At 71.7% G+C, this 23,823-nt stretch carries 26 protein-coding genes and 1 pseudogene; 19 read left to right on the top strand and 8 right to left on the bottom strand.

Annotated features, from left to right (window positions below):
- Positions 1-135 precede the first annotated feature (135 nt).
- Genes ABZ642_RS30810 through ABZ642_RS30800 form a run of 3 tightly spaced genes read left to right on the top strand, consistent with a single transcriptional unit; the run spans position 136 to position 2,631 of the window.
- The gene (locus ABZ642_RS30810; protein ID WP_360489731.1) at positions 136-855 is read left to right on the top strand and encodes an NUDIX domain-containing protein; all 720 of its coding nucleotides are present in this window, start codon (positions 136-138) and stop codon (positions 853-855) included.
- On the top strand, positions 852-1,874 hold the full coding sequence (locus ABZ642_RS30805; protein ID WP_360489729.1) for an ADP-ribosylglycohydrolase family protein: 1,023 nt from the start codon (positions 852-854) through the stop codon (positions 1,872-1,874). The genes ABZ642_RS30810 and ABZ642_RS30805 overlap by 4 nt, the downstream gene beginning before the upstream one ends.
- Positions 1,875-1,878: 4 nt before the next feature.
- A complete protein-coding gene (locus tag ABZ642_RS30800) occupies positions 1,879-2,631 on the top strand; it encodes a nucleotidyltransferase domain-containing protein (RefSeq protein WP_360489727.1) in 753 nt (250 codons plus the stop codon).
- Here the strand turns inward: ABZ642_RS30800 and ABZ642_RS30795 are convergent.
- The 3 genes and pseudogenes from ABZ642_RS30795 to ABZ642_RS30785 all read right to left on the bottom strand — a co-directional run.
- Entirely contained in the window at positions 2,557-3,300 is a 744-nt protein-coding gene (locus ABZ642_RS30795; protein WP_360489725.1) for a nucleotidyltransferase domain-containing protein, read from the bottom strand. The two genes, ABZ642_RS30800 and ABZ642_RS30795, sit on opposite strands and share 75 nt — an antisense overlap.
- A 22-nt stretch (positions 3,301-3,322) precedes the next feature.
- A complete protein-coding gene (locus tag ABZ642_RS30790) occupies positions 3,323-3,823 on the bottom strand; it encodes a Rieske (2Fe-2S) protein (RefSeq protein WP_360489781.1) in 501 nt (166 codons plus the stop codon).
- A gap of 81 nt (positions 3,824-3,904) precedes the next feature.
- A pseudogene (locus ABZ642_RS30785) lies at positions 3,905-3,994 on the bottom strand (hypothetical protein); the annotation flags it as partial.
- 102 nt (positions 3,995-4,096) lie between these two features.
- Here ABZ642_RS30785 and ABZ642_RS30780 point away from each other — a divergent pair.
- From ABZ642_RS30780 to der, 6 genes are all read left to right on the top strand, one after another.
- Positions 4,097-4,480: a YidB family protein gene (locus ABZ642_RS30780; RefSeq protein WP_360489723.1), complete on the top strand. Its 384-nt coding sequence runs from the start codon at positions 4,097-4,099 to the stop codon at positions 4,478-4,480.
- 96 nt (positions 4,481-4,576) lie between these two features.
- Positions 4,577-4,939 (top strand): chorismate mutase, encoded by a 363-nt coding sequence (gene aroH, locus ABZ642_RS30775; RefSeq protein WP_360489721.1) that lies wholly within the window; start codon positions 4,577-4,579, stop codon positions 4,937-4,939.
- Positions 4,936-6,021 (top strand): prephenate dehydrogenase, encoded by a 1,086-nt coding sequence (locus ABZ642_RS30770; protein ID WP_360489719.1) that lies wholly within the window; start codon positions 4,936-4,938, stop codon positions 6,019-6,021. The genes aroH and ABZ642_RS30770 overlap by 4 nt, the downstream gene beginning before the upstream one ends.
- A gap of 96 nt (positions 6,022-6,117) precedes the next feature.
- Positions 6,118-6,804 (top strand): (d)CMP kinase, encoded by a 687-nt coding sequence (cmk, locus tag ABZ642_RS30765; RefSeq protein ID WP_360489717.1) that lies wholly within the window; start codon positions 6,118-6,120, stop codon positions 6,802-6,804.
- 125 nt (positions 6,805-6,929) lie between these two features.
- Positions 6,930-7,517: a lysophospholipid acyltransferase family protein gene (locus tag ABZ642_RS30760; protein WP_360489779.1), complete on the top strand. Its 588-nt coding sequence runs from the start codon at positions 6,930-6,932 to the stop codon at positions 7,515-7,517.
- A gap of 77 nt (positions 7,518-7,594) precedes the next feature.
- On the top strand, positions 7,595-9,073 hold the full coding sequence (gene der, locus ABZ642_RS30755) for a ribosome biogenesis GTPase Der (RefSeq protein ID WP_360489715.1): 1,479 nt from the start codon (positions 7,595-7,597) through the stop codon (positions 9,071-9,073).
- Positions 9,074-9,128: 55 nt separating this feature from the next.
- Here the strand turns inward: der and ABZ642_RS30750 are convergent, their stop codons facing one another.
- Together ABZ642_RS30750 and ABZ642_RS30745 are read right to left on the bottom strand one after the other, a co-directional pair.
- Positions 9,129-9,539, bottom strand: coding sequence for a hypothetical protein (locus ABZ642_RS30750; protein WP_360489713.1), 411 nt, complete (start codon positions 9,537-9,539; stop codon positions 9,129-9,131).
- Positions 9,540-9,732: 193 nt separating this feature from the next.
- Complete coding sequence (locus ABZ642_RS30745; protein ID WP_360489711.1) at positions 9,733-10,518, bottom strand: hypothetical protein; 786 nt, start codon at positions 10,516-10,518, stop codon at positions 9,733-9,735.
- Positions 10,519-11,060: 542 nt separating this feature from the next.
- Here ABZ642_RS30745 and ABZ642_RS30740 point away from each other — a divergent pair.
- Entirely contained in the window at positions 11,061-11,741 is a 681-nt protein-coding gene (locus tag ABZ642_RS30740; RefSeq protein ID WP_360489709.1) for a transglycosylase family protein, read from the top strand.
- A 462-nt stretch (positions 11,742-12,203) separates the two neighbouring features.
- Positions 12,204-12,419: an I78 family peptidase inhibitor gene (locus tag ABZ642_RS30735; protein WP_360489707.1), complete on the top strand. Its 216-nt coding sequence runs from the start codon at positions 12,204-12,206 to the stop codon at positions 12,417-12,419.
- Between the two features lie 112 nt (positions 12,420-12,531).
- Here ABZ642_RS30735 and ABZ642_RS30730 read toward each other — a convergent pair whose 3' ends face one another.
- Together ABZ642_RS30730 and ABZ642_RS30725 are read right to left on the bottom strand one after the other, a co-directional pair.
- Positions 12,532-13,563, bottom strand: a complete 1,032-nt coding sequence (locus tag ABZ642_RS30730; RefSeq protein WP_360489705.1) for a phosphatase PAP2 family protein — start codon at positions 13,561-13,563, stop codon at positions 12,532-12,534.
- A gap of 238 nt (positions 13,564-13,801) precedes the next feature.
- Positions 13,802-15,181, bottom strand: a complete 1,380-nt coding sequence (locus ABZ642_RS30725; RefSeq protein WP_360489703.1) for a hypothetical protein — start codon at positions 15,179-15,181, stop codon at positions 13,802-13,804.
- 260 nt (positions 15,182-15,441) lie between these two features.
- Here ABZ642_RS30725 and ABZ642_RS30720 point away from each other — a divergent pair, with 260 nt between their 5' ends.
- A complete protein-coding gene (locus ABZ642_RS30720; protein ID WP_360489701.1) occupies positions 15,442-17,043 on the top strand; it encodes an MFS transporter in 1,602 nt (533 codons plus the stop codon).
- Between the two features lie 101 nt (positions 17,044-17,144).
- Entirely contained in the window at positions 17,145-18,338 is a 1,194-nt protein-coding gene (locus ABZ642_RS30715; RefSeq protein WP_360489699.1) for an acyl-CoA dehydrogenase family protein, read from the top strand.
- Positions 18,339-18,375: 37 nt separating this feature from the next.
- On the opposite strand, the gene ABZ642_RS30710 is transcribed toward ABZ642_RS30715, so the two are convergent.
- Complete coding sequence (locus ABZ642_RS30710; protein WP_351699550.1) at positions 18,376-18,816, bottom strand: cell division protein SepF; 441 nt, start codon at positions 18,814-18,816, stop codon at positions 18,376-18,378.
- Between the two features lie 872 nt (positions 18,817-19,688).
- Between ABZ642_RS30710 and ABZ642_RS30705 the strand changes: the two genes are divergently transcribed.
- The 6 genes from ABZ642_RS30705 (at position 19,689) to ABZ642_RS30680 (ending at position 23,641) form a co-directional block, all read left to right on the top strand.
- Positions 19,689-19,853, top strand: coding sequence for a hypothetical protein (locus tag ABZ642_RS30705; RefSeq protein WP_360489697.1), 165 nt, complete (start codon positions 19,689-19,691; stop codon positions 19,851-19,853).
- The gene (locus ABZ642_RS30700) at positions 19,850-21,607 is read left to right on the top strand and encodes an FAD/NAD(P)-binding protein (protein WP_360489695.1); all 1,758 of its coding nucleotides are present in this window, start codon (positions 19,850-19,852) and stop codon (positions 21,605-21,607) included. Before ABZ642_RS30705 ends, ABZ642_RS30700 begins: the two co-directional genes overlap by 4 nt.
- A gap of 36 nt (positions 21,608-21,643) precedes the next feature.
- Positions 21,644-21,775, top strand: coding sequence for a hypothetical protein (locus ABZ642_RS30695; protein WP_360489694.1), 132 nt, complete (start codon positions 21,644-21,646; stop codon positions 21,773-21,775).
- Entirely contained in the window at positions 21,772-21,930 is a 159-nt protein-coding gene (locus ABZ642_RS30690) for an amino acid ABC transporter ATP-binding protein (RefSeq protein WP_360489693.1), read from the top strand. The genes ABZ642_RS30695 and ABZ642_RS30690 overlap by 4 nt, the downstream gene beginning before the upstream one ends.
- Positions 21,931-21,952: 22 nt before the next feature.
- The gene (locus ABZ642_RS30685; protein WP_360489692.1) at positions 21,953-22,768 is read left to right on the top strand and encodes an LLM class flavin-dependent oxidoreductase; all 816 of its coding nucleotides are present in this window, start codon (positions 21,953-21,955) and stop codon (positions 22,766-22,768) included.
- 93 nt (positions 22,769-22,861) lie between these two features.
- Complete coding sequence (locus ABZ642_RS30680; protein ID WP_360489691.1) at positions 22,862-23,641, top strand: DUF1684 domain-containing protein; 780 nt, start codon at positions 22,862-22,864, stop codon at positions 23,639-23,641.
- The last annotated feature ends 182 nt before the right edge of the window (positions 23,642-23,823 follow it).

Below are 23,823 nucleotides of genomic sequence, written 5' to 3'. Positions count from 1 at the left end.
CGGGAACGGGGCTCCAGCGGCCGCTGAGGGCTTGCACGGTGACCTGCGACGACTTTATAGTCGTAGCGACTATTAGTCGGATCGGGCAACAAGTACCGAGCAACGAGCAACGAGATCGAGGGGGTGGACGGGCGCATGCGGGGCTACGACAAGCACGCCTACGAACCCTTCGCCGTCACCGTCGACCTCGCCGTCCTCACCCTCCGCGCGGGTGCCCTGCACGTGCTGCTCGTCGAGCGCGGGCAGGAGCCGTACGCCGGACAGTGGGCGCTGCCGGGCGGCTTCGTGCTGCCCCGGGAGTCGGCCGAGACGGCGGCTCGGCGGGAACTCGCCGAGGAGACCGGACTGTCGGACGTGTCGGGGCTGCACCTGGAGCAGTTGCGCACCTACAGCGAGCCGGACCGCGACCCGCGGATGCGGGTCGTCTCCGTCGCCTTCACCGCGCTGCTGCCCGACGCGCCCGAACCGCGCGGCGGCGGCGACGCGGCCCAGGCGCGCTGGCTGCCGTACGACGCGGCGCGGCCACTCGCCTTCGACCACGAGCGGATCCTGGCCGACGGCCATGACCGGGTCGGCGCGAAGCTGGAGTACAGCAGCCTGGCCACCGCCTTCTGCCCGCCCGAGTTCACGCTCGGCGAGCTGCAGAACGTCTACGAGACCGTGTGGGGCGTCGACCTGGACCGCCCCAACTTCCGCCGCAAGGTGCTCGCCACACCCGGGTTCGTCGAACCGGTGCCGGGTGCCGCCCGGTTGACCGGCGGCCGCGGCAAGCCCGCCGCGCTCTACCGCGCGGGCACCGCCGCCACGCTCCATCCACCCCTGCTCCGCCCGTCCCGGGAAGGACGCCCCGCATGACCTCGAACCTCGCGTACAAGCGTGCCGCCAGCGGCTCCCTGATCGGTCTCGCCCTCGGGGACGCGCTCGGCTTCCCGACCGAGTTCAACGACGTGCCCTCGATTCTCGCCAAGTGCGGGCCGTGGCGGGAGATGGAGCTGCCGACGCCGGCCGTCGTCTCCGACGACACGCAGATGACGCTCGCGGTCGGGCACGGGCTGCGCACGGCCATGGACCGGGGGGTGCTCGCGCCCAAGCGGCTGGAGCGTCCGCTGCGCGAGGAGTTCGTGAACTGGTACCAGTCGCCCGAGAACAACCGGGCGCCCGGAAGGACCTGTCTGCGGGCCTGCAGTCTGCTGAAGGAGGAGGGGCGGCTCTGGCAGGACGCCAGCCAGATCGGTTCCAAGGGGTGCGGGGCCAACATGCGGGTCGCGCCGGTCGGGCTGGCGCCCGGGCTGAGCGACGAACAGCGGGCCGGCGCCGCCCAGTTGCAGTCCGCCCTCACCCACGGCCACCCCACCGCCCTGGCCGCCTCCGACCTCACCGCGCGTGCCGTACGGCTGCTGGCGACGGGGACCGAACCGGCCGCTCTGGTCGGGCAGTTGAGGTCGTACGCCGTCGACAACCGCACCCACTACCACCACACCTGGCTCGGCGACCTGTGGACCCGGAGCCAGGATCCGACCCTCGAGGCGTTCATCGCGCGCGGCTGGGACGAGTGCCTGGCGATGCTCGACCGCCTCCAGGAGGCCGTGCGGACCGCCTCCCCGGAGGCCGACCCGTGCCTGGCCACCGGCGCCGGCTGGATCGCCGAGGAGGCCCTGGCCACCGGGCTGCTGTGCTTCCTGCTCTTCCCCGACGAGCCGGTGACGGCCCTGCGCCGGGCCGCCTGCTCCTCCGGCGACTCGGACTCCATCGCCTGCCTGACCGGCGCCTTCGCGGGCGCCTGGCTGGGCGTCGAGGCCTGGCCGACGGAGTGGGCCGACCGCATCGAGTACCGGGGTGACCTACAGGCCCTGGGCGCGCTCTGGGACGCTTGACCACATGATCGACGAGCTGGACCTGGACCTGGCGCCCGTCGTCGCGGAGCAGCCCCACCCCCTGCTGTTCGCGACCGTCTCCGGGGCGCATCTGTACGGCTTCCCGTCCCGGGACTCCGACGTGGATCTGCGCGGCGCCCATCTGCTGCCCGCCGCCGACCTGGTCGGGCTGCGCGAGCCGGAGGAGACCCGCTCACGGATGTGGGTGCGCCACGGCACGGAGATGGACCTCGTCACCCATGACCTACGCAAGTTCGTCCGGCTGATGCTCCGGCGCAACGGCTATGTGCTGGAGCAGCTCCTGTCTCCCCTGGTCGCGCACACCACGGACACCCACCGCGAGCTGGCCGCGCTCGCCCCGGACGTCCTCACCGGTCACCACGCCCATCACTACCGTGGCTTCGCCCTCACCCAGTGGCGGCTGTTCGAGAGGACCCGTGAACTCAAGCCGCTGCTCTACACGTTCCGGGTGCTGCTCACCGGGATCCATCTGATGCGCAGCGGTGAGGTGCAGGCCCATCTGCCCACGCTCCTGGGCGAGGTGCCCACCGCCCCGGGCTACCTGCCCGAGCTGATCGCCGCCAAGGCCGCCCACGAGCACGGCGGCGCCGACGTCGAGCACGCGCGCGTGGCGGCCGACGTGGAGCGGCTGCACGGGCTGCTCGACGAGGCGCAGAACAGCTCAGCGCTGCCCGACATGCCCGGCGCGTACGACGCCCTGCACGACCTGGTGGTCCGGGTGCGTCTGGAGGGCTGAGGTCCGGCGGGTCCGGAACAGGAAGTCCGCCACGCGCGCGTGGTCCGGCTCCGCCGGGAGCGGGGTGCCGGGCAGGGCCCGCTCGGTCTCCGCGGCGAGCCGGGCCATCCGGGTCTCGATCTCCGGCCACGGGATCTCGCCGCGCTTCACCGCCAGGAGTGACTCGCGCGCGTCGCCGACGTCGATCGTCAGCTCGCCGGTGCGCAGCAGATCGCGGGCGCTGGTCAGGAGCCGCAGCAGGTGCATCGCGTGCTTCCAGCGCGGGACGCCGTGCGTCCGGACGTCGGCGTCGAGTTTCCGGCGCTGGCCGAGGGCGTAGCGGGTGAAGGTGTCGTAGGCGCGGCGGGAGAGGAAGGCGCCGCGCAGCGCGAGCAGTTCGCGGCCGGTGCCGTCGATGTGCTCGACCAGGGGCGAGTGCAGACACTCCAGGATGTTGGGGTTGGCCCGCAGCGCCAGTTCGCAGAACCGTTCCAGCTCCCAGGAGAACCGCTCCTCGCCCGGACCCTCCACATGCGTCGGCGGCTTCTCGAAGCGCCAGAACAGGGGCGTGGGGGCGAGGAACACGCCCCGGCGGTCGGTGTCGCTGTCCTCCGTGGCCAGTCCGAAGGCCCTGGACCCCATGACACAGGTGTAGATCGTGTGGTCGCGTACCAGGTCCTCGGGCTGCATGCCCGGGAGCGTACGCGGCCGGTCACGTCAGGGAGATCGAATTTCCGCTCACCGTGATGGACTCGGAGGGCAGCGGCCTCGTGGCCGGGCCGTGCGCGACCGAACCGTCGGCGATGTGGAACTTGCTGCCGTGGCAGGGGCAGTCGATGGTGCCGTCCGTCACCTGCGAAACCGTGCAGCCCTCGTGGGTGCAGATCGCCGAGAAGGCCTTGTACTCGCCCTTCTTCGGCTGTGTCACCACGATCTTCTGCTCCTTGAAGATCATGCCGCCGCCCTCCGGGATCTCGCTGGTCTGCGCCAGCGCCTTGCCGGTGGCCGCGCTCGCCGACCCGGAGGAGGACGCCCCGGCGGAGGCCGATGCGGAGGCCGATGCCGCCGCCGACTCAGAGGGCGACGCGGAGGCGGCGGGTGACGCGGAGGAGCTGGAGGAACTGTTGTTGCTGTTGCTGCATCCCACGCAGCATGCGGCGAGCGCCGACGCGCCCGTCGTGAGCATTGTGCGGCGGGTGGATGCGTCGGGCATGTCATCACTCCGAACGTGCGAAAGAACCAGAAGGCGGACGCCAGGGAGTCGCTCCGAGCGGAGCAGCAGCATCTTGGCACTGAAAGCACCCAAGAAGAAGCAAGTAGGGATGGAGTGCGACAAAACGCGCGATTCGTACGTCTGATAGCTCAACGCGGGGCGGCCGCGCACCGCCACCGGGCAATTCACCCCGAGTAGCGGGACGGGGCGATTCGGGTCAGATTGGCGACGGGACACAACCGGTACCGAGAAGACTCCCCGAAAGGCGCGGCCATGGCGGGCAACGATCTCGACCGCATACTCGGCAGCCTGCTGGGCGGCGACGGGAACGGCGCCGGACTGCTGTCCACGCTGATCGGCGCCCTCAGCCAGGGACAGGGCGGCAGTTCGCTGGACGGCCTCCTCGACACCCTGGCCAGGTCCGGTCCCACCGCTCAGAAGGACTCCCACGCCGGCACCGGCACCGACCGGCCCGAGATCCGGCGGACCCTGCCCGACCACACCCTCCAGCAGGTCGCCGAACGGGCCGGCGTCGGTCCAGGGCGGGCCGCGGACCGGATCGCCCGGGAGCTGCCCCAGGCCGTCGACAGGTTGACCCCCGCGGGCGAGGTGCCGCAGGCCTCGGCCGAGGACCTGGTCGGGCAGCAGTCCCGGTGAGCCGTCGTCTCAGCGGGCGGGCACCGCGCACCGGCCCCCCGGCGGCCTGACTAGGCTGGACGGACCAAGCGCCGACGTCAGAACAGGAGCAGCGCCGTGGCGGTACGAGCGGTCCGGGGGGCGGTCCAGCTGGAGCGGGACGACGCCGGTCACATGGACGAGCAGGTCGGAGCGCTGCTCACGGCCGTCCTGGAGCGGAACGGGCTGACCGCCGACGACCTGATCAGCATCTGGTTCACGGCCACGCCCGACCTGCACAGCGACTTCCCGGCGGCCGCCGCGCGCAAGCTCGGCATCGTCGACGTGCCCCTGATCTGCGCCCAGGAGCTGGACATCGAGGGTGCCATGCCCCGGGTCGTCCGGATCCTCGCGCACATCGAGTCCGACCGGCCCCGCACCGAGATCAACCATGTCTACCTCGGCGCCGCGTCCGCCCTGCGCAAGGACATCGCCCAGTGAGAACCGCGCTCGTCATCGGCACCGGTCTCATCGGCACGTCCGCCGCACTCGCCCTCTCCCAGCGGGGCGTCGTCGTCCACCTCGCCGACCACGACCCCGAGCAGGCCCGCACGGCGGCCGCGCTCGGCGCCGGCACCGACCAGGCCCCGCAGGGCCCCGTCGACCTGGCGATCGTCGCCGCCCCGCCCGCCCATGTGGCCGCCGTCCTCGCCGACGCGATGAGCAGGGGGCTGGCCCGCGGCTACATCGACGTGGCCAGCGTCAAGGGCGGCCCGCGCCGCGAGCTGGAGGCGCGGGGCCTGGACCTGTCGTCGTACATCGGGACCCACCCCATGTCCGGCCGCGAGAAGTCCGGGCCGCTGGCGGCCACCGCGGACCTCTTCGAGGGCCGCCCCTGGGTGCTCACCCCCACCCGGGACACCGACACCGAGGTGCTGAACCTCGCCCTGGAGCTGGTCTCGCACTGCCGTGCCGTGCCGGTCGTCATGGACGCCGACGCCCACGACCGCGCGGTCGCCCTCGTCTCCCACATGCCCCACCTGGTCTCCAGCATGGTCGCGGCCCGTCTGGAGCACGCCGAGGAGGCGGCCGTACGGCTGTGCGGACAGGGCATCCGGGACGTGACCCGGATCGCCGCCTCCGACCCCCGGATGTGGATCGACATCCTCTCCGCGAACCCCGGCCCGGTCGCCGACCTGCTCGCCGACGTCTCCGCCGACCTCGACGAGACGGTGCGCGCGCTGCGCGCCCTGCAGTCCTCGGACGACGCCAAGCGGCACGAGGGCGGGGCCGGCATCGAGGACCTGCTGCGGCGCGGCAACGCGGGCCAGGTCCGGGTGCCCGGCAAGCACGGGTCCGCGCCCCGCGCCTACGAGGTCGTGGCGGTGCTCATCGACGACCAGCCCGGCCAGCTGGCCCGGATCTTCGCGGACGCCGGCGCGGCCGGGGTCAACATCGAGGACGTGCGCATCGAGCACGCGACCGGACAGCAGGCCGGTCACGTCCAGATCTGGGTGGAGCCGAAGGCGGTGCCGGTGCTCACCACGGCGCTGCGGGACCGCGGCTGGGCGCTGCGGCAATAGGCTGAATCAGGCGGTCGCGGGGGCCGGTAACCTTGTGCGGGGCGCGACGGCGCCCCGCACACCACCCACCACCCTGCACCCGGAAGGTGTCCCCCCGTGGAAAACGGCGCCGTAAAGCCCGTGATTGTCGCGATCGACGGCCCCTCGGGCACCGGCAAGTCGAGCACGTCCAAGGCCGTGGCCGCCCAGCTCGGCCTGAGCTACCTGGACACCGGCGCCCAGTACCGGGCGATCACCTGGTGGATGGTGAACAACGGCATCGACCTCACCGACCCGACCGCCATCGCCGCGGTCGCCGGCAAGCCGGAGATCGTCTCCGGGACCGACCCGGCCCACCCGACGATCACCGTCGACGGCGTGGACGTCGCCGGCCCGATCCGCACCGAGGAGGTCACCTCCAAGACCAGCGCGGTCAGCGCGGTCCCGGAGGTGCGCACGCGGATCAGCGAGCTGCAGCGGTCGCTGGCCAAGGGCACCGAGACCGGGATCGTCGTCGAGGGCCGGGACATCGGCACGACCGTGCTGCCCGACGCCGACCTGAAGGTCTTCCTCACCGCCTCCGCCGAGGCCCGCGCGCTTCGGCGCAGCGGCGAACTCAAGGGCGCCGACGTCAACGCCACCCGCGAGGCGCTGGTCAAGCGGGACGCGGCCGACTCCACCCGCAAGACCTCGCCGCTCGCCAAGGCGGACGACGCGGTCGAGGTGGACACCACCGAGCTGACGCTGGCCCAGGTCATCGAGTGCGTCGTCACCCTCGTCGAGGAGAAGCGGGCGGGTAAGTGAGCCTTCCGTCGAACCCGTCGAACCCGTCGAACCCGTCGAGCCCGTCGAGCCCGTCGAGCCCGGCCGGCCCGTCGATCCCGTCGCAGCGGGGCGCCGAGGTGGGGCGGCGCATCGGTGTCGGCCTCATGTACGGGCTGTGGAAGCCGCGCGTGCTCGGCGCCTGGCGGATGCCGGCACACGGCCCGGCGATCCTCGCCGTGAACCACTCCCACAACATCGACGGCCCGATGGTCATGGGGGTGTCGCCCCGGCCGACGCACTTCCTCATCAAGAAGGAGGCGTTCATCGGGCCGCTGGACCCGTTCCTGAACGGGATCGGGCAGCTGAAGGTGGACCGGCAGTCCACCGACCGCACGGCGGTCACCCGCGCGCTCGGCGTGCTGGCGGCCGGGGGAGTGCTCGGCATATTTCCCGAGGGCAGCCGGGGTGAGGGCGACTTCGCCTCGCTGCGCGCGGGCCTCGCCTACTTCGCGGTCCGCTCCGGGGCGCCGATCGTGCCCGTGGCCGTGCTGGGAAGCTCCGAGCGGCGCGGGCGGTTGGTGAAGGGGCTGCCCCCGCTGCGCGCCCGTGTCGACGTCGTCTTCGGCGACCCCTTCGAGGCGGGCGACGGCAGCGGCCGGCGCACCCGCACCGCCCTGGACCAGGCCACCGAGCGCATCCAGAAGCAGCTCACCAGTCACCTGGAAAACGCCAGGCGTCTGACCGGACGCTAGGCGACACTAAGTAGTGGATCAGCCCGATAAGGGGCCTATCCACCGATCACCACGATGAACGACGAGGTACGGACTTCATGAACGACCACATCCAGCCCGGCGACTCGGCTGAGCACGAGTACGACCACGGGGCGCTCGGCGACGCCGAGTACGCGGAGTTCATGGAGCTCGCCGCCGAAGAGGGCTTCGACATCGAGGATGTCGAGGGTGCCATCGAGGCGGCGGGCCACGGCCCGCTGCCGGTGCTCGCGGTCGTCGGCCGCCCGAATGTCGGCAAGTCGACGCTCGTGAACCGCATCATCGGCCGCCGCGAGGCCGTCGTCGAGGACAAGCCCGGCGTCACCCGCGACCGGGTGACCTACGAGGCCGAGTGGGCCGGCCGCCGCTTCAAGGTCGTCGACACCGGCGGCTGGGAGCAGGACGTCCTCGGTATCGACGCCTCCGTGGCCGCCCAGGCCGAGTACGCGATCGAGGCGGCCGACGCGGTCGTCTTCGTCGTGGACGCCAAGGTCGGCGCGACCGACACCGACGAGGCGGTCGTACGACTGCTGCGCAAGGCCGGCAAGCCCGTGGTGCTGGCCGCCAACAAGGTCGACGGGCCCAGCGGAGAGGCCGACGCGTCCTACCTCTGGTCCCTCGGCCTCGGCGAGCCGCACCCGGTCTCCGCCCTGCACGGCCGCGGCACCGGCGACATGCTCGACGCCGTCCTGGAGGCGCTCCCGGAGGCGCCCGAGCAGACCTTCGGCACGGCGGTCGGCGGCCCGCGCCGGATCGCGCTCATCGGCCGCCCGAACGTCGGCAAGTCCTCCCTGCTCAACAAGGTGGCGGGCGAGGAGCGGGTCGTCGTCAACGAACTCGCCGGCACCACCCGTGACCCGGTCGACGAGCTGATCGAGCTCGGCGGGATCACCTGGAAGTTCGTCGACACCGCCGGTATCCGCAAGCGCGTCCACCTCCAGCAGGGCGCCGACTACTACGCCTCGCTGCGTACCGCTGCCGCCGTCGAGAAGGCCGAGGTGGCGGTCATCCTGATCGACGCCTCCGAGAACATCTCGGTCCAGGACCAGCGGATCGTCACCATGGCCGTCGAGGCGGGCCGCGCGATCGTCGTCGCCTTCAACAAGTGGGACACCCTCGACGAGGAGCGCCGCTACTACCTGGAACGCGAGATCGAGACCGAGCTCGGCCAGATCGCCTGGGCGCCCCGGGTCAACGTCTCCGCGCAGACCGGCCGGCACATGGAGAAGCTGGTCCCCGCCATCGAGACCGCCCTCGCCGGCTGGGAGACCCGCGTCCCCACCGGCCGCCTGAACGCCTTCCTCGGCGAGCTGATCTCGGCCCATCCGCACCCGGTCCGGGGTGGCAAGCAGCCCCGCATCCTGTTCGGCACCCAGGCCGGCACGAAGCCCCCGCGGTTCGTCCTCTTCGCGTCCGGCTTCATCGAGGCGGGCTACCGGCGGTTCATCGAACGCCGGCTGCGCGAGGAGTTCGGCTTCGAGGGCACCCCGATCCATATCTCCGTGAGGGTGCGCGAGAAGCGCGGCAGGAAGAAGTAGCCGTACGCCTGAGGGGCGGCCACCGTCATCGGGGGCCGCCCCTCAGGCATATCCGTCACTGACCCCGGCGCGGTCCCGGCGGAAGCGCTGCCGGTACGGGGATCATCCCGGTGTCGTGGGAGCGCCCGAGCGTCCCGATCCGCTGCCACTGCGGCGGCTGCGGCTGGTCACCGCCGTTCCGGGCGCTGTAGGCGCCCGCGCTGTACGCGCTGTACGAGTTCCCTCCGTACATCCCCAGACCGTGCGTGCTGCCGGTACTGAAGGGGGTCGTCCCGAAGGCGACGAACCCCATCCCCTCCTCACCGCTGCGGTCACCCGGCAGCGTGCGGAAGGCCTTGACCCACTCCGCGTAGAGAGAGTCGTAGATCGGCGTGGCCGAGAGCGCGCCCAGGCTCTCCTGTCCCGCCCGAGCGGACGGAACAGTGGAGAAGGACGGCCGGCGGGGCGGAAAGTCGTATGCGTGCACGTATGTCCAAACGACCGGGTCACCAAAGAGATGCGGCTATGCAGCACCCCGTTGGGGGCGCGAGGAACTGCGCGACCAGCCACGATGCACTCGCACCCGCCGACGAGACCGGCACCTTCCACCCTCTGGGCGACCCTCAGACCCCCGCAAGAGGCAACGCCGCCGCCACCAGCTTCCCGCCTCTGGGCGACCCTCAGACCCCCGCAAGGGGCAACGCCGCCGCCACCAGCTTCCCGTTCGCCGCGGCCTTGTCCAGCGCATCACGCAGCAGGTCCTCCCGAGGCTGCCGCCCGATCGACCCGACCGGCGCCGCGAACATCAGCACCTGCTGGTGCTTGTTGGCGGCCGCCCGCCACCCGTCGGTCACCTGCAACGGCTGGTGCGCCTGCCACCAGGCAACCGGCTGCCCGCCGTTGTTCCCCGGCTGGAGCACCGCGTGCAGCTGGCCCACTGCCAGCAGCACCGACCATCCGTGCAGCACCGGCGGCACCGCGGCCAGCTCCGTCACCGGCATGAAGCCCTGCTCGATGAGGAGCGGCAGGAAGTCGTCGCCCACGCCGTCCGTGCCCGGCCGCACGATCGGCGAGGTCGGCTCGACGACGAGCGCGGGGTGCAGTTCCCCGGCGATCAGTACGAGTCCGCTGGTCACGCCGAGCACCGCCTGCTCGGGCACGGACTTCCGCGGCCCGCCGCCGGGCGCGCTGTCACCGCTGATGGAGCGGACCGCGCCCTGCAGTTGCTCCTCGGTGACCTGGACGACCTGCGAGGGCAGGCAGCCCGCGTGGGCGAAGGCGAGGACGGCGGTCTCGTCCCCGATGAACAGGACGGTGCTGGTGCGCTCCTGTTCGGAGTCGCCCGGGGTGCGGCAGGACGTGCAGTCGTAACTGCCTGGGGCGTTGTCTCCGGCGAGCAGCCGGTCGGCTTCTTCGTCGCCGATCTCGGCGCGTACCTCGTCGCTGACGTCGAGCATGCGCGGCACGGTGGCTCCCTCGGGATGCGGTGCGTGAAGGCCCGGGCGGATCCCGGTCCGTGAGCCCCAGGGGGTTGCGGGCTCATGAAGAAGACAACGGGTGATCTGTGGTGGTGGTCACGCCCCGGGGGGATCGGGATCCAACCATCCATCGCACAGGGTCACTCGTCGTGCGGAATCCGGCACTCCCCGTCAACTCTTCGCAAGCCAAAGGAATTTGACGTGGTGAAGTGAATCACAGATCCATCGATCCTATGGTCGACAAATCCTGAAATCAGGGAATGTAGCGGGTGTCTGAAAATCGCCGCTACCAACGGTAACGCTGAACTGGCCTGGCCTGACGGGGAGTTGGTTGATTTCGGGCGTTCCAGATCTCTAGATTCCTCCGCCGTGTGCAACGAGCACCGCTCGGGTACGTCCGCCGGCCGGCACCAGGCAGAGCACCATCGCAGTACCGGCCGCGGCGGACGGGGCGAGCGCGACGAACCGCGTCCATCGCGCGGGGACCGCGTCCCGCTTGGGGGATCCCGGGTATGTGGAGAGGGAAATACATGTCCGAGTGTGCCGATACCACCCGTGAGACCGTCGCCAAGAACGGCTCCCGCAAGGGCCGTACGACGGCGGCCCTGGCCGGAGCGGCGCTGCTCGCCCCGCTGGGCCTGCTGGCCGCGACCGGCAACGCCGAGGCGGCGGACAACGGAGTGTGGGACCGCATCGCCCAGTGCGAGAGCGGCGGCAACTGGCACATCAACACCGGCAACGGCTACTACGGCGGACTCCAGTTCTCCGCCTCCACCTGGCGCGCGTACGGCGGCTCCGCCTACGCGTCGACGGCCGACCAGGCCTCCAGGGAAGCGCAGATAGCCGTCGCCACCAAGGTCCAGCAGGCCCAGGGCTGGGGCGCGTGGCCGGTCTGCTCGGCGCGGGCCGGTGCGGCCGGTTCGGCGCCCGAGGGTGCCTCGGCGACCACGAAGAGCAGCGCCGAGTCGGCCACCAGGTCCACCGGCGGTTCGGCCACCAGGTCGGCCCCCGCACAGAAGAAGGCGCAGCGCCCGGCGACCCACACCGGCCGTGACTCCGCCCGGGGCGACTACACCGTCCGCGAGGGCGACACCCTGAGCGAGATCGCCGAGCGCCACGGCACCACCTGGCAGCGCGTGTACGCCGCCAACGAGGCCGTCATCGGCGACGACCCGAACCTCATCGTGCCCGGGCAGCGCCTCGCGCTCTGACGCGTGCCCCTGCCCCGCACCGCCACGCCCCGCCCGGTCCGACCGGGCGGGGCCCGGTGCGTTGTGAGGGGGATTCATGTGCGGTCGACCGGCTTCGAGTTCGTGCCGCCGGAACCGGCCCGGGCCCGGGGCCGTACGGGGGTTCTGTGCCGAAGCGGTGAAACTCTTATGCGGTGTCAGCTTCCGCGGCGGCTCGCCGATTCGGAATGGAATGAGTGCCCCTGAGCGCCCCTGATCCTGACTTCCGGTTCTTTCCGGCTGGCTTTTCGGAAGACCCTACCGGCATCAGAGAATTGCACGAGAATGCGCCAGGAAGGCGTACTGAACCGCCCGTACGTGTGACAGAGTTCAAGCGAAACGCGTGTCGTGATTCTGTGACAGAAGTGTGACCGGAGACGGACGGCGGACTTCGCCGGCCGTTCTCGACTTCCGTCGCCGCCGGAAGCGGCCTAGCGTGGCCGCATGGCACCGAATCCGGCTCCGCCGAAGGAGCCCCAGGACAGCCCGCAGGGGTATGTAGGCCTCGACGCGGGCGACGCGGAACGGCTCGCCCGGCAGCGGGGGTGGCCGACGGTCCGCTCGCTGCCGCCGGGCGCGATCATCACCATGGAGTACCGGACGGGACGGCTCAACTTCGAGGTACGGGACGGCGTCGTGGCACGTGCCTGGAAGGGCTGACTGACCGTACGACGCCGAAGGCCCCGGTTCCCGCAGTGGGGAACCGGGGCCTTCGGCGTGGGGGCCGGCTGTGCGTACCGGGCTCCCGCGCTGTCGTGTCTCCGTTCGGCCGTCAGCCGCCCGTCAGCGGGCGGGCCGGCTGGGTGGCGCCGCCGCGCGGCTGACGCTCCGGGTGCTGCGGGCGGCGGCTGCCGACCGGGGTCACCGGGGTGCGCTCCGAGCGGGCCGTGTGCGGGCCGGGGGCCAGATGGATCGGGGCCCGGGGCGAGCGGGCCGAGGAGACCGGCTCGCGCTCCGGTGCGGGCGCGTCCTCGGCGGGCGCCGTGCGCGGCTTGAGCACCACCGGTGAGACCGGGACGGGCGCGGGCACGGGTGCCGTACGGCCGCGGCCGGCGCGCCAGCGGTCGCGCAGGTCGAAGATCCCGGTCTCGGCGCGGGCGATGAACGGCTCGCACCACGGCAGCGCCAGCAGGATCAGCAGCCCGGCGGCCCAGCCCAGCAACACGTCGCTCAGCCAGTGCGTACCGAGGTAGACGGTGGACATGCCGACGCCGAGCGAGGTGACCGCGGAGGCCGCGGAGAGCCAGCGGCGGGCTCGCGGGGTGGAGGCCAGATACGCCAGAATTCCCCAGGTCACCACCGCGTTGGCGGTGTGGCCGCTGGGAAATATATCGCCGCCCAGGCCCATCTCGTTGGAGCCGATCACGGTCGCGTAGTGCGGTCCGAGCCGCCCCATGCCGAGCTTGGCGGCGCCGACCGTGATGTTGAGCAGCAGCAGTGAGGCGCCGAGGGTCAGCAGCGGGCGCAGGGTGTGCTGTCGCCACGAGCGCCAGCCCAGCCAGGCGGCGACCATCACGGCGGTCGGGCCGCGCTGGCCGAGGACCACGTAGTAGTCGACGAACCAGTGGATTCCCGACCACTGCTGGTACGGCCGGAAGAACATGACCTGCCAGTCGAGCCGGATCAGCCAGGACGTGATCACGACGGCCCACACGATCGCCAGGTAGAAGGCGAGGGTCGCGGTGAACAACACGACCCGGTGCCTGCTCATCTTCGGCAGATCGAAGTGGGCCGGTCGTTCCGGCTCACGGTCCAGTCTGGCGAACACCCGGTCCAGACGGGTGAGGTTTCGTTCGGTACGCACCCAATCGACGTTACAGCGAGTGAGCTCTGTTCCCGGTCGAAACTGCGGCTTTGTGATGACGATGTGATGTGGGAAACCTCTCAGGAGGTCTCCGAATTCTAAGGATTTCGTAATCCTCGGCGCGCCTGTCCTTCAATTCCTTTGATCATGTCGGGCGGCCGTTTTATGGCACTTATGAATTCGTTAACCAAAGCGTGGCGTGGAATCCTCCGACTGCTCACCGTCGCCACGTCGATGATCATGGTGGCCCCGAGCCGTTCAGCCAGAACGCGCCATACACCGCCGAGGCCACCGCCACACCGGCCGTGACCAGTATCGATCTACTGGTGCGCGCCCGGGCCAGGGCCCTGGCCAGCGGCAGCAGCACCGGGAAGGCCGGCATCAGCAGGCGCGGTTTGGAGCCGAAGTAGCTCGACGCGCACAGCGCGAGCGCGAGGACGACGCCCGTGTAGACCAGCAGGGGAAGCGGTTGCCGCTGCCGAACGCCGATCACGTAGAGCCACAGCAGCAGGCACACGGCGGCGATCAAACCCGCTCCGGCCAGGGCGGACGGAAATGACGCGAACTTGTCGGCGACGAAGCGCGCGAAGGCGTAGCCGCCGTCGAAGCCGTTGCGCCAGCCCGCCTGGACGTCCAGATAGCCGAGCGGACCCCTGCCGGTGCGATGGCCGACCCACAGGACATAGGCGGCGGCGCCGGCGGGGGCGAGAAGCATGCCGAGGACGCGGCGCCAGGGGGGCGCGCCGGAGGCGTGTGCGCTGCTTGCGGTGTGCGGGGTGCGTGTCGTGCGCGGGGCGCGTGTTGTCCGGGGCGCGCCGGTCGTTCGTGGAACGCGCCGGGCGCGGGCGGCGCTGGACGGTTCGGGGGCGCGTCCGTCATACCGTGCGCCGCTCGCGCGCTTCTCGCCACTGTCGCGCGCGCCCCCGCTGCGATCCCGCACGAACGAGACCACCCCCGCCGTCCACACCGCCGCCACGACCGCGAGCCCCACCGGCCGGGTCAGCCCCGCCAGCGCTGCCAGCGTGCCCGCGCTCAGCCAGCGGCCGGTCAGCACGGCGTACAGCGACCAGGCGGCCAGCGCCGTGAAAAGGGACTCGCTGTACGCCATCGACTGCACGATCCCGACCGGCAGCACGGCCCACAGCAGCACCGCGCAGACGCCCACCCGTCGCCCGCCGTCACCCTTCCAGGGCCGCGCCGCGCGCCCGTTCTCCCGTGAGCCGTACACGAAGTCGGCGACCGCGAAGATCCCCCAGGCCGCGGCGAGCGAGGCGAGCAGACTGACCGTGAAGCCCGCGCCGGCGTACGACAGGGGCGTGAGCGCGTGCAGCACACGCTCCAGCCAGGGCAGCAGCGGGAAGAAGGCCAGGTCGGAGTGGACGTCGCCGTTCGGCAGCCGCACCTTGTAGCCGTACCCGAACTCGGCGACCCGCGCGTACCACAGCGAGTCCCAGCGCGCCGTCAACAAGGTGTACGCGCTCTTGCCGCGCGCCCCGCTCCACACGGCCAGTGCCAGCAGCCCGAGGGCGTGCACGGCGACGTACCCGAGCAGGGCCGGCGCCGCCCGGCGCGGGGTAGGGGCGCGCGGTACCGCCACGGGCGTTTCAAGATCGGTCACGGGCTCGATTATCAGGGGGACACGGAACCGGAGGGTTCGCCGCGGCGTGGTGCGAAGCGGGGCCAGTGGCGTACGCCACACGACTTCCGTGGAGCGTGTGAGAGGTCCGCCACGTGCCACGGGAACGAACTCGCGTACGCTGACGTGTCACTCGCGTTCGTATGCGCGGGCCGGAGATCCCGCTCCTCTCCGGCCGTACGACGGGGAGTCCCCGCCCCGCCGATCCGCCGCACGCGAGGGATCATCTGGGAGGTACGTACATGTCCGGGACGACCACGGCAGCCGTACGGCCGCGCCGTCGGGCGACCGGGGCCGGTGCCAACCGCTGGGTCGTCCTCGTCGTCCTCTGCGTCAGCCTGCTGCTGGTCGCCCTCGACGCGACCGTGCTGCATGTCGCGGTGCCGGCCGTCACCGAGGACCTCAAGCCCGGCGCCATGGAACTGCTCTGGATCGTCGACGTCTACCCGCTGGTCTGCGCCTCGCTGCTGATCCTCTTCGGCACGCTCGGCGACCGTGTGGGCCGGCGGCGCGTCCTGCTCCTCGGGTACGCCCTGTTCGGGGTCGCCTCGGCGGCGGCGGCCGTCGCGCCGACGGCCGAGGCGCTGATCGGGGCCCGGGCGCTGCTCGGCGTCGGCGGTGCGATGATCATGCCTGCGACGCTGTCGATCCTCCGGCAGGTCTTCCCCGACCGCCGTGAACGGGCCCTGGCCATCGGTGTATGGAGCGCGGTGGCGGCGGTCGGCGCGGCCGTCGGACCGCTGTTGGGCGGCTTCCTGCTCGAACACTTCTGGTGGGGCTCGGTCTTCCTGATCAACATCCCGTTGATGCTGGTCAGTCTCCCGGTGGGGCGGCTTCTGCTCCCCGAGTCGCGCGGCGACCGCAACGGCCCCTGGGACGTCGTGGGCGCCCTGATGGCAGCGGCCGGGCTCTTCGGCGTGGTGTTCGCCGTGAAGCGGCTGGGCAGCGGCGAACCGGCCGCCGACGCGCTCACGACGGTGCCGCTGGTACTCGGTGCGCTGCTGCTGTTCCTGTTCGTACGACGGCAACGGCGGCGTACGTTCCCGCTGGTCGACCTCAAGATGTTCACGCGGCCGGCGTTCAGTACGGCGGTGGGCTGCATCGTCCTTGCGATGCTCGCGCTGGTGGGTCTCGAACTGATCGCCGCGCAGTATCTGCAACTGGTACTGGGCCTCTCGCCGTTGCAGACGGGGCTACGACTGCTGCCGTTGACGCTCGCCGCGATGGCGGCCGGGCTCGCCGGGGCCCGGCTGCTGCGGCGCTTCGGGCCGCGCCGGATGGTGTGCTTCGGCTTCTGCCTCACCGCGGCGGCGGTGCTGACGCTGACCGCGATGGGCGGGGTGGACAACGCGGGCCTGCTGCTCTTCGGCTTCGTGCTGCTCGGCTTCGGCCTGGAGACCACGCTCTTCGGGGCGTACGAGTCGATGCTGAGCGAGGCTCCCGCGGCGCAGGCCGGTGGGGCGGCGGCGATCGGCGAGACCTCGTACCAGCTGGGGGCGGGCCTCGGGATCGCGCTCCTCGGCAGCGTGATGAACGCGGCGTACACGCCGGGGCTGTCCCGGGTGCCCGGGGTGCCGGAGTCGGCGTCCGCCGCGGCGGGGCATTCACTGGGCGAGGCCTACGAGGTCGCCGGCCGGCTCGGCGGGCCGACGGGTGCGGCGTTGCGCCGCGCGGCGCGGGACTCCTTCGTGCACGGTTTGCATGTGACGCTGCTGGTGAGCGCGGGACTGTTGCTGCTGGGCGCGGTGATGGCGCTGCGGTTGCCGCGGGTGATGCAGTGCGAGGAGCCGGCGGTGGAGGTCCCGGCCCCCAGGGAGCCCCAGATGTCCCGCGTCTCGGCGTGATCCGACGATCTCCCGCGCACTGCCCGTGCGGGTGGGTGGGAGAAGCGGCGGACTCCGCGTAACCTGGTGTAACTAGCGGTGCTAGTTTTGGGAGGGTTTTCATGTCCGCGTCCGGGAAGTTGCCCCCGTTCGATGCCGGTGATCCGCTCGGCATCGACGATCTTCTGGAGCCGGAGGATCTCGCCGTCCGGGAGACCGTGCGCAGCTGGGCGGCGGACCGGGTGCTGCCGTTCGTCGCCGAGTGGTACGAGAGCGGGGAGCTGCCGGGTATCAGGGAGCTCGCCAAGGAGCTGGGCGGCATCGGGGCCCTCGGGATGTCGCTGACCGGGTACGGCTGCGCGGGTGCGTCCGCCGTGCAGTACGGGCTCGCCTGTCTGGAACTGGAGGCCGCCGACTCGGGCATCCGCTCGCTCGTGTCCGTGCAGGGGTCGCTGGCCATGTACGCGATCCACCGGTTCGGCAGCGAGGCGCAGAAGCAGCGCTGGCTGCCGCCCATGGCCTCCGGTGATGTCATCGGGTGCTTCGGCCTCACCGAGCCCGACCACGGCTCCGACCCGGCCGCCATGCGGACGTACGCCAAGCGCGAGGCCGGCGGCGACTGGGTGCTCAACGGGCGGAAGATGTGGATCACCAACGGCTCGGTGGCCGGCGTGGCCGTCGTGTGGGCGCAGAGCGACAACGGGATCCGGGGGTTCGTCGTGCCCACCGACACACCCGGGTTCTCGGCGCCGGAGATCAAGCACAAGTGGTCGCTGCGGGCGAGCGTCACCAGCGAGCTGGTCCTCGACGACGTACGGCTGCCGGCCGACGCCGTCCTGCCGGAGGTCACCGGCCTGAAGGGTCCGCTCAGCTGTCTGTCGCACGCTCGCTACGGCATCGTCTGGGGCGCCATGGGTGCGGCACGCACCTGCTTCGAGACGGCCGTCGACTACGCGAAGTCGCGGGAGCAGTTCGGCAGGCCCATCGGCGGCTTCCAGCTCACCCAGGCCAAACTCGCCGACATGGCGGTTGAACTGCACAAGGGGATCCTGCTCGCCCATCACCTGGGGCGGCGGATGGATGCCGGCCGCCTGCGTCCCGAGCAGGTCAGCTTCGGCAAGCTCAACAACGTACGAGAGGCGATCGAGATCTGCCGTACGGCACGGACGATCCTCGGGGCGAACGGGATCTCGCTGGAGTATCCCGTGATGCGGCACGCGACCAACCTCGAGTCGGTGCTCACCTACGAGGGCACCGTCGAGATGCACCAGCTCGTGCTGGGCAAGGCGCTCACCGGACTCGACGCCTTCCGGTGACCCCTGCGCGGGGGCAGGGCCGGCGAGCGGCCCTGCCTCAGCTCTGGTTGAAGAAACCGTCCTCCCGGCGCGAGGCCGGTTCACCGTTGACGATCTCCGTGTTGGCGGGGGAGAGCAGGAAGACCCGGTTGGACACCCGGTCGATCGAACCCCGGAGGCCGAAGATCAGCCCGGCCGCGAAGTCGACGACCCGCTTGGCGTCGCCGGCCTCCATGGCCGTGAGGTTCACGATGACCGGCACACCCTCGCGGAACAGCTCGCCGATCGCGCGGGCGTCCCGGAAGCTGTCCGGGGTGACCGTGCCGATCCGGCGGCCCTTCTCCTCGGCGGTGTCCGAGGCCACCTTGACCCGGGGGTCGGTGACCCAGGCATCCCCGGGCTGCTCGGTCCCTTCGGAGTAGTCGTCGTCGTAGTAGCGCTCGTCATCGTTGTCGTCGACGAGGCCAAGCCAGGCACTCGCCTTGCGTACCGATCCCATGGACGCCTCCTCTCACAGCGGTCTTTCATGCTTCCGCATCCCTATGGTCGTCCATGATGCGGATGGCGCGCCAAGTGGATAGACGCCGCGCGGGGGGTTTGTGACGGTACTGGTGCAGAGCGAATACGTCGAGAGCCCAACTGTGCCAAGGGCCGTAGCTCGCACGGCTGCTGACTGTGAGTGAAATATGATTGTTCCGGGCGTATGGGTGATGGGCGGTGCGTCCGGGTGAACCGGCGGCGGGCGTCGAACCGACAGTAGGCCGATACGACGGCGCAGCTCAGCGTCGTATCAGCCCTGACGTACTGTCAGTTCTTCGGTTCCGGCGGGGAGATCCAGGAGGTGCCGATCGCCGGCGCGGTCGTCCCCGCTTCTTCGGAATTCGGTCGTACGTACCGGCGGTGACGAGTTTGTTCACAGACGCCTGGATGTCGTCGAGCGGTCTCCTGGGGTCAGCAGGCGTGCGGGGTGCGGGGCGCGAGGGGAGGGGTGCGCGTGTGAAGGCGAAGCGAGGAGTGCGAGGGAGAACGCGAAGAGCCCCCGCCGTCGGCGGGGCGCGCAGTGGGTCAGCTCAACAGGAACAGGACCACACGCGACCGAAGTCGATGTGGGAGCGGGTGACCAGCCACTGCTGCGGATGCATAGGCCAAGTGGAACAGGTCTCCGGTTCTCCGTCAACTGACTTGAGACGCGCTGCTCACAGTCCGGACACCCTTGACAGAGTGGGGAAACGGCCCCGTAGAGTCGACGGACGGCCCTGCTGAGGGGCTCGGCCGTAAGAGCGCCGCCCAGCGGCGTTCCGTGTGAAGGCACCCGCCGCACCACCGTGCGCGCGTCCACCGTGTTCGATCGATCCGCCACGGAGCCTTCGCATGTCACCCGACACCCTCGCCCCAGCCCCCACCCTCTCCGGCATACCCGGGCCCGCCGACGTCCTGAGCACCGTCCCGCAGCGCCGGTACGGGCAGTGGGCGGCCGTCGTCGCCGACCGCTGCGCCTCGGACTCCGTCCTGAGCGGCACGGGGACGGCCCGATGAGGCCCCAGCTGGTGATCGTGGGGGCCGGTCCGCGGGGGACCGGGCTCCTCGAACGGATCGCCGCCAACGCGCCCGAGCTGTACGCCGGTTCGGGCCTCGACATCCATCTGGTCGACCCGCATCCACCGGGCGCCGGCCGTATCTGGCGGGCCGCCCAGTCGCCCCTGCTGTGGATGAACTCGCACGCCGAGGACGTCACCATGTTCACCGACGAGACGGTGCGGATGACCGGCCCGGTGCGCGAGGGGCCGACCCTGCACGAGTGGGCGGGCCTGGACGGCTCCACCTTCGCCGACCGGCAGATCCAGGGCCGGTATCTGCGGCACGTGTACGACCGCGCCGTGGCCGACCTGCCCGAGGGCGTCACGGTGCACCACCACCCCCGCCGCGCCCTGCGGGTGAGCGGGCCCCGCGAGGGGCGCCAGCAGGTCTGGCTGGAGGGCCGGCCGCGCCCGCTCCTCGCCGACCTCGTGGTCCTCGCCCTCGGCCACCTGGACGCCGAGCTCGACCCCGAGCAGACCGCCCTGGCCGCGTACGCCGACACGCACGGCCTGGTCCATCTGCCGCCGGACTTCACCGCCGACAGCGACCTGTCCGCACTGCGGCCCGGCGAACCGGTGCTGGTGCGGGGATTCGGGCTCGCCTTCGTCGACCTGATGGTGCTGCTCACGGAGGGCCGGGGCGGACGGTACGACGGTGACACCTATGTGCCGTCCGGACAGGAGCCGGTGCTGTATGTCGGGTCGCGGCGCGGAGTGCCGTACCACTCGAAGATCGGCTACGACTGGACCGGCGAACGCCCGCCGCTGCCCCGGTTCCTCGGACCCGGCGAGGTCGACGAACTGCGCGCCCGGCCGGGCGGGTTCGACTTCCGCCGGGACGTGTGGCCGCTGGTGGAGAAGGAGCTGGGCTTCGCCCACTACCACCGGCTGTTCGCCGTCCACCCCGAGCGGACGGCCGTCGCCTGGCGGGACTTCGAGGAGAAGTACGCCGCCGCCGAGGGCGACGCCGAGGTGCGGGCGCTGGTGGCCGCCGCCGTACCGGACCCGGCCGACCGGCTCGACCTCGCGGCGCTGGACCGCCCGCTGGACGGGGTGCGGTACGGGTCGCACGAGGAGTTCCAGGAGGGGCTGCGGGCCTACGTCGAGGGCGACCTGAGCCGCCGTCACGACCCGGAGCACAGCCCCGATCTGGCGGTCTTCCTCGGACTGCTCTCCGTCTACGGGCAGTTGGTGCGGCTCGGGGACATCGGGTCCTGGTGGCACGGGTTCTTCAGCTATCTCGCCTCCGGACCGCCCGGGCCCCGGCTGCGGCAGCTGCTCGCGCTGTCCCGGGCGGGGGTGGTCAGGTTCGTCGGCGCCGGGATGACGGTGACGGCGCGGGACGGGGTGTTCCGGGCGTCCGCGGACACCGTGCCCGGGTTCTCCGTCGAGGCGCGGGCGCTGGTCGAGGCGCGGTTGCCCGAACCGACCGTGCGGCGGGCCCGGGACGCGCTGCTGCGCGAGCTGCAGAGCGACGGGGCCGCCGAGACGCCCGACGGGCTGCTCCGGGTGGACCCCGCCGACGGGCGGGTTCTGGACGAGGGCGGGCGGCCGCACCCCCGGCGGTTCGCGCTCGGGCCGTTCACCGACGGACGTACGCCCGGCGCGTTCACCCGGCCGCGCACCGGAGGGCCCGCGTTCCGGCAGAACGACGCCACGGCGCGGGCGGCACTGGCCTTCCTGCGGGACCTGACGGGCCGGGCCGCCGCCTAGTCCGCCTCCCACCACTTCTCCGGAGGGACTCACTCCATGAGCGTCACGGTCGACATCAGCTCCGTGCGCAAGAGATTCGGCCCGCCCGAGCGGGAGGTGCTGAAGCAGCGGACCCGGATCGGGTTCGTGTTCCAGGACGCCCATCTGGTCGACGAGCCGAGGTCGTGATCGCCGTGACGCACGGGACCGGGTTCGCCCGGGAGGTCGCCGACACCGTTGTCTTCGTGGCCGGCGAACGGGTCGCGGAAACCGGACCCCCGACGGAGGTGCCGGACGCTCCGCGGGAGGAGCGGACCAGGGCGTTTCCTTCCGAGGCGCTGTGATGTGCGGAGAGGATGGCTTGTCATGACCGGCTCGTACGGCCGGGGGCTGCTGCACCTGGCCGCCGCCGTGGACCAGGTCGGCGTGTTCGACGCGGAGCACTATGTCGAGCTGGTGCGGCTCGCCGAGAGCGGAGGCCTTGACTTCGTCACGCTCGACGGCCGGTTCGGGTGGGCGGAGACCGACCCGCTCGCCGTGCTGTCGCAGGTGGCCCCGGCCACCCGGCGGATCGGGCTGGTGCCGCTGGTGACCGCCCCGCAGACCGCGCTCGCCCACCTCGACCAGGTCAGCCGGGGCCGGGCCGGCTGGTGGAGCGACGCGCCGGCGCCCTCGCCCGGGCATCCGGTCCGGGTGGCCGACGCCACCGAGGGGGCCGCCCGGCGGACCGCGGCCCGGTACGCCGATGTCGTCCTGGTGCGGGCCGCGAGCTCCGCGCAGGCCGCCGACGCACGCGATGAACTACGGAGCCGGGCACAGGAGTCCGGGCGGGAGCCGGACGCGCTGCGGGTGCTGGTGAGCCTGCTGGTGGATCTGGGGGACGGGGAGCGCGCGGCCGAGCCGGGGCACGGTGGCGGCGGGCCCCGGCAGACCGTGCAGGGGCCGCTGTACCGGGGCGGTCCGGTGGACCTCGCGGAGCTGATCGCCGGCTGGCACGGCGAGGGCGCCGCCGACGGCTTCCACCTGGTCCCCGCCGAACCGCGCCGCGATCTGGAACGGCTGGTCAACGGCACCGTGGCGCTGCTCCAGCACCGCGGGCTGTTCCGCACCTTCTATCCGGGCAGCACCCTGCGCGAGCACCTGGGCCTGGCCCGGCCCGCCGGCCAGTTCGCGGCGCCCTGAAACAACCAGGGGCTCCCGGCTGTTGTGGACGGGTTGAGCGCGGAGGAGAGACACGAGGTGGACCATGCCGAGAGCAGGGGAAGGGCTGATCGTATGACCGAGGACGCGAACGACGACTGGAAGCGCTGGCACGAACACCGCGTGGAGACCGTGTCGGCCCCCTACGGGCCGCTCGCGCTGACCGGCACCCACTGGATCGAGGACCACCCGGACGGCCGGCTCCCCGGAGTCCCCGGCACCTGGGCGGTGGACGGCGACACCGTGCTGCTCACCGCGACCGCGGCCGACGGCCTGGCCCTGGACGGCGAGCCCTTCGCCGGCGCGGTCCGGCTCGCCGCCGACCGCGAACCGTCGGCCCGGGTCACCCGCGGCGAGCGCCGGCTGGTCGTGCTGGTCCGCGAAGGCGTCTGGGGCGTACGGGACTACGACCCGGCCGCGCCGGCCCGCCGCACCTTCCTCGGTATCGACGCCACCCCCTACGACCCGCGCTGGTCGGTGCCGGGCCGCTTCACGCCGTACGACGGCGACCGGCGCACCGTCCGCGTCGACACCGCGGACGGAGTGGAACGCGCGCTCGTGCTCGCCGGGGAACTCGCCTTCACCCTGGCGGGCGAGGACCTGACGCTCCAGGTCGCCGAGCAGGCCGACGGCCGGCTGTGGGCGGTGTTCGCCGACGCCTCCAGCGGGGCCGGCAGCTACCGTTTCAGGTTCCTCTATTCGGCCGCCCCGGGCGCCGACGGCTCCACCACCGTCGACTTCAACCAGGCGCAGCTGCCGCCCTGCGCCTTCGCGGACCACTTCATCTGCCCCTTCCCGCCGCCGGGGAACAGGCTGGGCCTCGCGGTCGAGGCGGGGGAGCGCACAGTGGCCTGAGGGTTTCGCGGGAATTGTGACCGGGAGTCAACTCGCCCGGACCGCGACGAGATCGCACAAAGTCGGCATGGTTCGAACACAGTCGCACGGCCGAAAGGCACTCTTGCGGGTACCGGTCGTTCGCCCGAATACTCCCCCTCAGCGCTTGTCAGGGGCATTGCGTGTCCGGAACCCGGACGTCG

This window comes from Streptomyces sp. NPDC007157, from assembly GCF_040634235.1.
In the GTDB taxonomy this organism is placed as follows: domain Bacteria; phylum Actinomycetota; class Actinomycetes; order Streptomycetales; family Streptomycetaceae; genus Streptomyces.
This window is presented reverse-complemented; position numbering and strand designations above follow the sequence as displayed.